The organism is Pseudomonas sp. HAR-UPW-AIA-41, from assembly GCF_002304225.1.
Taxonomy (GTDB): Bacteria; Pseudomonadota; Gammaproteobacteria; order Pseudomonadales; family Pseudomonadaceae; genus Aquipseudomonas.
This window is the reverse complement of record NZ_NSLB01000033.1, coordinates 1-431: the sequence shown is the minus strand read 5'-3', so window position 1 is coordinate 431 and position 431 is coordinate 1. Positions and strand designations below refer to the sequence as shown.

1 protein-coding gene and 1 pseudogene are annotated in these 431 nt (G+C 38.1%); both read right to left on the bottom strand.

Features of this window, described 5'->3' with window-relative positions:
- Positions 1–103: 103 nt before the first annotated feature.
- Positions 104–241, bottom strand: coding sequence for a hypothetical protein (locus tag CK486_RS18590; protein ID WP_371915516.1), 138 nt, complete (start codon positions 239–241; stop codon positions 104–106).
- Positions 214–431 (bottom strand): annotated as a pseudogene (locus CK486_RS18145) (hypothetical protein); the annotation flags it as partial. The gene CK486_RS18590 and the pseudogene CK486_RS18145, both read right to left, overlap by 28 nt.

Here is a 431-nt window from a genome sequence, read left to right as displayed (position 1 = left end):
AGAGCGTATAAGCTGGTAAAATAACATAATAATTTAACACACTCATCATCACAGCCATTACCGTCGTTCCAGCAATAAGAGCAGCGACCATTCCTTTTTCGATTCAAATTTTCTTATACACATAATAAACAGGAAGGATAAATGTGACTCCTGCCATAAAATTAGCGAAATGACCGACAGGAACTCCTGTTGGACTACCTGCTACAAAGAAGTTCAACACATTTTTGATAAACTCCACCATAATTCCAGCAATTGGACGAAATTAAACGGTAAAATAGCCGAAACGATCAGTTGCTTCGTTTCTGGTGCTGACATAGCTGGTGCATTTAAAAAGAGCGTATAAGCTGGTAAAATAACATAATAATTTAACACACTCATCATCACAGCCATTACCGTCGTTCCAGCAATAAGAGCAGCGACCATTCCTTTTT

Excerpts from the sequence above, each read along its gene's own strand:
- CK486_RS18590 (WP_371915516.1), bottom strand. The coding sequence starts at position 241 with ATGGTGGAGTTTATCAAAAATGTGTTGAACTTCTTTGTAGCAGGTAGT.